Origin of the sequence: Saonia flava, assembly GCF_011927795.1 — a bacterium.
Taxonomy (GTDB): Bacteria; Bacteroidota; Bacteroidia; order Flavobacteriales; family Flavobacteriaceae; genus Saonia; species Saonia flava.
Genome location: NZ_JAATJJ010000001.1, coordinates 823,181 through 830,572, shown reverse-complemented (window position 1 = coordinate 830,572; position 7,392 = coordinate 823,181). Strand labels below are relative to the sequence as shown.

Sequence of the window (7,392 nt, the reverse complement as noted above, 5' to 3'; positions counted from 1 at the left end):
CTTGTCACCTTTGGAGGTTTCTTTCACGGGCAGTGGCTCTACAGATGATGTGGGTATTGTGAGCTATGCTTGGGACTTTATTGATGGGGGCACTTCTGTCGAGGCGGACCCGACCTATACATTTAATGTACCAGGGACTTATGATGTCACCTTAACGGTTACAGATGAGGATGGACTGACAGATACAGATATACTGACGATTATTGTAACAGAACCAGCAAATGAGTCTCCAGTTGCGGTGGCAACAGCTACTCCAGAATCTGGCGATGCTCCTTTGGAAGTTTCTTTTATAGGAAGTGGCTCTACAGATGATGTGGGCATTGTAAGCTATGCATGGGATTTTGACGATGGAGGGAGTTCTACAGAACCTAATCCAATCTATACTTTTGAAACGGTGGGATCTTATCAGGTCACTTTGACAGTTGTGGATGCCGAAGGATTATCAGGCGCTACATCCATAACAATAGAAGTAATGGATAATGTTGCTTTAGGACTGGAAATGGAGGCTATATTGGCTCCTAACCCAGCCAGCGTTTTTGCCAACCTTCAAGTAATGAATTTGCCAGATGGTGTTATGGTAACCAGAATTAATCTTCATGATTCTACTGGAAGATTATTGGAATCCTATGAACCTCAAGAAATATTAGTTGAAAGATTATATGAAATTCCAATATTCGGACTTAGAGACGAACTATACTATATAACTATAGAACTGAGCCAAGGCGACCCAGTAGGTATTGAACTATTGGTCAAGAACTAATTCAAAATATTCAAATTGGGAAATAGAGGGCGATGAAAATCGCCCTCTATTTATTTTCAAAACTGGGCTAATTTTGCTCAGATGGAATTAATAAATCTGTTAAATGGTACTATTGACCATTTTGGCAGCTTACTTTATTTTAATTAAAATTGTCAGCTGTGAAGTCGATAATGTTTTTCATTGATATTAGCACTATGGATTTAATATTGTTTCTGTAATACTTAGCCAATGAGTTGAGGTTTCCCCAAACATGCCTCTAATAACTTTTAGAACATTTATTTTCTCAAAAACAGATGCTATTTTATAATGTGATAGTATAAGGAAAAGTGTTTGAAGTAAATTTTTACACATAATGTAAAATTTATATTGATTGCTAATTGTTTAAAAGACATCAAAAAAAACAATAATATTTTCTGAGAAAAATGTTTTATTAACTTATACAACGGGTTTATAATAGTTATTAATAATATATTAATAGGAAAAGTAATACAACACCTAATCTATTGATATTTAGGTTGGTTGTGATTAAATGGTATTCAACGATTTTAATGGTAATTGGTCTAATTGATGCAATGTATTCATGCATGTACAGTCCTGTGATTTATATTCGTATAGTCCCCCGAATGCTAATCAAAACCAATATGAGAAAGTATATAATTTGGGGATTTCCCCTTTCCTTTTTACACAATAATTTTTTTTCCACTAAACCAAAAACAAACATGGTACAACTTTACTTTGCATTACAAAGGTGTGTACGACTCCTCTGTTTAACTATTTTATTTTTTTACGGTATCTCAACCTCAGCTCAGATTAGTTTTTCATTGAATGAACTTAATTTGAATGGGTTTACATCCATTACTAATGGAACTTCATTGAAGTTTGGACCGGACGGAAGATTGTATGTCGCGGATTATCGTGGGCTTATCAAAATTTTTACTATTGAAAGGAATGGACCAGGGAATTACATGGTTACGGCCACGGAAGAATTGGATGCCATAACGACTATTCAAGATTACAATGACGATGGAAGCCTATTCTTTAGTTCCTCTAGGGAAACCTTGGGCATTGAAGTAGGGGGTACCGCGGAAAACCCAATAATATATGTTGCGTCAAGCGATTTTAGGATTGGAGGTTTTGGCAGTGGTGGTAATGGCGATAGTGGTCTTGACACAAATTCAGGAACAATAACTCGTATCTCGTGGACCGGTACCAATTGGGATGTAGTTGACATTGTTAGGGGGCTGCCAAGATCGGAAGAAAACCATGCCTCAAATGGTTTGGAATTGGCTCAAATAAATGGAGGTGATTATTTAATTATTGCTCAAGGAGGGCATACAAATGCTGGGTCACCTTCCAGAAATTTTGCGTATACCGGTGAATATGCGCTCACAGCAGCACTTCTATCAGTTGATTTAGATGCTTTGGAAAGTATGCCTATTCTAGACGATAACGGACGTAGCTATATTTATGACCTTCCTACATTGGATGATCCCAGTCGCCCAAATGTAAATGGAATTATAGATCCAAATTCTCCTGGATATGATGGTGTTGATGTTAACGATCCTTTTGGTGGCAACGATGGATTAAATCAGGCTGTCATAGTACGTGAAGGTCCTGTACAAATTTTTTCTCCTGGACATAGAAACATATATGATTTTGTTATAACGGAAAGTGGAGCCGTTTATACCACGGATAATGGTGCCAATGGTGGTTGGGGTGGATTTCCTTTTGAGGAAGGAACGGGCAATGTGACCAATAATTTTAACCCCTTACAACCAGGGAGTAGTGAAGATTCTGGGGGCGAATCTGTTAATAACAGAGATAATCTTAAACGTGTTACCAACAACATCAATTCATATGATCCGGGAAGCTTTTATGGGGGTCATGCGAACCCAACACGGGCCAATCCTTTAGGTGCAGGTTTATATACCAACCCTTCGAGTGATGGAACAACCAATGGAGCGGTATTTAGAACACAGATATATGATCCAGATGGTTCCACTCCAGGTTCAACAACTAATCCAGATATAGGTTTACCAGCAAACTGGCCTCCAGTACCAGCAGATATGGCGAATCCAGTGGAAGGAGATTGGCGGGGACCAGGTATAAACAACCCTGATGGTGATGATGCTGAAATTATTACGCTTTGGGGCACCAACACCAATGGTATCGATGAATATACAGCTGGCAATTTTGGCGGGGCCATGCAAGGCGATTTAATTGCTGGTGTGAATACAGGAAGACTAAGACGTGTTCAATTAAATCCAGATGGGTCATTACAAAATTTGACATCCAATTTTTTATCTGGGCTGGAAGGGAATGCACTTGGTGTAACATGTAATTCTGATACGGACATCTTTCCAGGATCAATATGGGTTGCAACTTTGGAAGGAAATATATTCGCATTTGAACCACAAGATTTTATAGTTTGTAATCCACCTAGTACTCCAGGTTACGCAACTGATGACTACGATTTTGATGGTTATACAAATCAAGATGAAGATGAAAATGGTTCAGACCCCTGTAATGGAGGATCTCAGCCCAATGATTTCGATAAATCAGCCGGGGGAACCTTGCTTTCTGATTTGAATGATACCGATGATGATAATGATGGGATTCTTGATGCCTTAGATCCCTTTCAAATGGGGGATTCCAAGGATTCCGGGACCGATGCTTTTAGTATACCGGTAATCAATCAATTGTTTTCGAGTAATACTGAACTGAAAGGATATTTAGGACTTGGCTTTACTGGGCTGATGAACAATGGGGATGCCAATCCCAATTGGCTGCAATGGTTGGATCGAAGAGATGATCCAGATGATCCAAACCCCAATGATATTCTAGGAGGGGCAATAGGAGCCATGACAATGCAGATGACTGCAGGAACCGCTTTAGGAAACAGCAATAACCAAGAGAAGGGTTTCCAATATGGTGTGGAATCTGATATAACCACAACTCCCTATACCATTGTCTCTAGACTAATCAATTTTACGGACAACTTGCAACTGTATCACGCATCCAGTCCAGCCAATGGCGAATTGGGTATATTTATGGGAGATGGAACGCAGAGTAACTATATTAAGTTTGTAATCACCCCATCAGGATTGCAGGTGCGTCAGGAAATTGATGATACAGAACAAACCCCTCTGGAATTGGCCATTGCCTCTAACAATCGCCCTGGAGCCAGTGCCATCTTATATTTCTTAGTAGACCCTTCCACAGGCGAAATAGGATTGGAATATGCCTTTGATGGTGGAGGGCGACAGGCTTTGGGCACTATTAATGCACAAGGAGCAGTTCTTGAATCAATCCAACAAACAGGAAATCCTCTTGCGGTTGGACTTATAGGGACTTCAAATACTACAGGTGTTGAATTGGAGGGAACATGGGACTATTTGAATGTTATTGGAGGCGCACCAACCATTACAGGTACCATTTCGGATATTCATACCTACATCAATTCCGGGTCGGATACGTTCAATTTGAACAACAATTTTGATGATGATAATGGAAATCAAAATCTTGTTTATTCTGTTACTGGTAATACAAATCTAAATATAGGTGCCCAGGTCAATGGAAATATTTTGACACTTAATTATCCATCAACAGTGGCAAATAGCAATATTACCATTAGGGCCACGGATCAAGACACGAATTTTACAGAATTTGTCTTCAATGTGAATGTGGCTTCATCTCCTGTAATATATAGGGTGAACGCCGGTGGTCCACAAATTTTGGCTTTGGATGGTGGAATTTCTTGGGCAGCGGACACAAGTAGCAATCCAAATGAATATCTCATTCAGCTAGAAACCAATACGGTAGGAAATGTACAATCCATGCAGTCTTTTGATGTTTCAGTGGATTTGTCAACCACACCTACCAACATTTTTGATACATCAAGATATGATACTTTTGAGTCCATTCCCCATGTTACCTATTCGTTTCCGGTGAACCTTTCTGGAATTTACGAAATACGACTCTATATGGGGGACGGTGTAAACGCTACTTCGGAAGCAGGGGAAAGGGTATACGATGTTGAAGTTGAAGGAAACATTTATCCTAACATGGATAATATTGATTTATCTGGGACATATGGGTTTAGGAATGGTGTTGTTCTTTCACAAACTATTGAAGTGCTGGATGATTTCATCAATATTTCACTGATTAATTTCAATAATGGAGATGCCGTGATAAGCGGTATAGAAATCATAGAATCTTTTGATGCCAGCAATCCCATTAGCATTCAGCAACTGGCAAATCAAACAAACCAGGAAGGGGAAGCGTTAAATGGAAGCTTATTTGTTCAAGCATCAGGAGGAGATGGTAATCTTCAGTACTCAGCAATCGGTCTTCCAGCGGGAGTAACAATTGAACCTACAAATGGCCAGATCGGGGGAACCGTAGAGATGGGTGCATCCACTGGATCGCCCTATAACGTAACCATCATTGTTGATGATAATGATGGAGATACCGAAGATATAGAATCCATGTCCTTTGAATGGTTTATACTGCCAGAAGGATTATTTGAACTGAACATCAATGCCGGTGGACCTGCCCTTACACATAATGGGGTAGATTACCAAGCAGATGAGTTTTTTGTTGGGGGGGACACCTATTCAAACTCTGAGGCACAACTTCCTCCTTTGTACCAAACCGAGCGTAGCTCTTCAGACCAGTTCTATAGTTACGACATTCCCGTTCCTAATGGAAATTACATTGTGTGGCTCCATATGGCTGAGCTATACTGGGGAACCACTGGTGGTGGTGAAGGTGGTGAAGGACTTAGGGTGTTCGACGTGACGATTGAGGGCTCCTTAGAACTAGATGATTATGATATTACGGCGGATGTTGGCTCTGAGACTGTTACGGTGAAAAGCTTCCCGGTTACGGTATCTGATGGTGAGCTGAACCTTTACCTGTCTGCATTGGCCTCCGATGGAGGGGTGGACCAGCCTAAGCTGTCTGCTATACAAATCAGCGGTAGTACAGTGACAAGTGCCCCACCCATTGCATTGGCAGAGGCAACCCCTACTAGTGGAGAACTTCCGTTGGAGGTGAATTTCACAGGAAGCAATTCATCAGATGATGTTGGAGTGGTGGTGTATGAATGGGACTTTGGAGACGGTAGCCCATTGTCCAATGAGGTGGACCCAGCACACATCTATACAGTTACTGGTAGTTATGATGCAATATTGACGGTAACAGATGGTGATGACCAAACGGACACCGATACGGTGACCATAACAGTGAATACAGGATCAATTGGTACGGAGTGGGTTCTTAAAAATGAAAACCAAAATTATACGGCAAGGCATGAGTGTTCATTCGTTCAGGTAGGCGATAAATTTTACCTTATGGGTGGCCGTGAAAGTGCCAGAACAATAGACATATATGATTATACAAATGACTCATGGACATCTCTTGTAGATTCAGCTCCTTTTGAGTTCAATCATTTTCAAGCAACCGAATATCAAGGACTTATTTGGATTATTGGTTCCTTTAAAGATAATACGTTTCCGGAACCTCCTGCTGATTATATATGGGCTTTTGACCCTGTAAATGAAGAGTGGATACAAGGACCAGAAATACCAGAAAATAGAAAAAGAGGATCAGCAGGCTTGGTAGTTTATGATGATAAGTTCTATATCGTAGGAGGAAACACACTGGGCCATGCCGGTGGTTATGTGCCTTGGTTTGATGAGTATGATCCTGCTACGGGAGTGTGGACTGCACTCGATAATCTAGATGCTCCGAGAGCAAGAGATCATTTCCATGCAGTGGTAATTGATGATAATTTATATGCTGTTGGAGGAAGACAATCCGGTGGCGATGGAGGCGGTTTTAAGCCTGTATTACCAGAAGTTGATGTATATAATTTCACAAGTGGTTCTTGGAGTACCCTAGAAGCTGATCTTCCTACTCCAAGAGCAGCTCCGGCTGTAGCAAACTTTAATGGTAATTTGCTTGTTATGGGTGGAGAAGTTAGAAATGAAATTGTGTATGGTGAAAATATTGACGATGCATTAAGAATAACAGAATCATACAATCCTTCTACTGGCTTGTGGACAAGATTGGAAGATATGAATTTTGAACGTCATGGCTTCCAAGCTATTGTATCGGGTAGTGGGGTGTATGTGACTGCTGGATCTCCAAGTCGTGGAGGCGGTAATCAAAAAAACATGGAATATTTCGGCAGTGATGCTCCAGTTGGAGTGCCCGGAACATCAAGCATTTTGAATGGGATTTCCACTGTACAATTGAGCTCTGGCAATAATGTGTTGATAGATTTGGATGCCTCAGGCGGTAATATGGGTGTATATGTTACAGAAATGAACATTGTAGGACCAGATGCATCTGATTTTGCTATAGTATCTGGGGCTCTCAATCCCGGGTTTGTTAAAGCCAATTCAACACATCAATTTACATTAATTTATACAGGTTCATCCGATAATGCTAAGGCAGACTTGGTTGTAGATTATGGTATAGGGGAGACATTAACAATAGGATTGGAAGGACTCCAAGGAGGAGTATCAGGCACCATATGGTTGGAGGACTTTGGGGACCTTTCCAATGGAGCAGTGGTGGACAATGGTTCCACGGCTTGGACATCGGTACGTGACGGCGGTACCTTT

The 7,392-nt window shown here is 40.8% G+C and carries 2 protein-coding genes; both read left to right on the top strand.

What is annotated here, in order from left to right; all coding sequences use genetic code 11:
• On the top strand, positions 1–760 hold a 760-nt coding region (locus tag GGR42_RS16875), incomplete at its 5' end, for a PKD domain-containing protein (protein WP_167960949.1).
• Positions 761–1,581: 821 nt separating this feature from the next.
• Positions 1,582–7,392, top strand: a 5,811-nt coding sequence (locus GGR42_RS03635; protein ID WP_167960947.1) for a malectin domain-containing carbohydrate-binding protein, incomplete at its 3' end; no start/stop codon positions are given.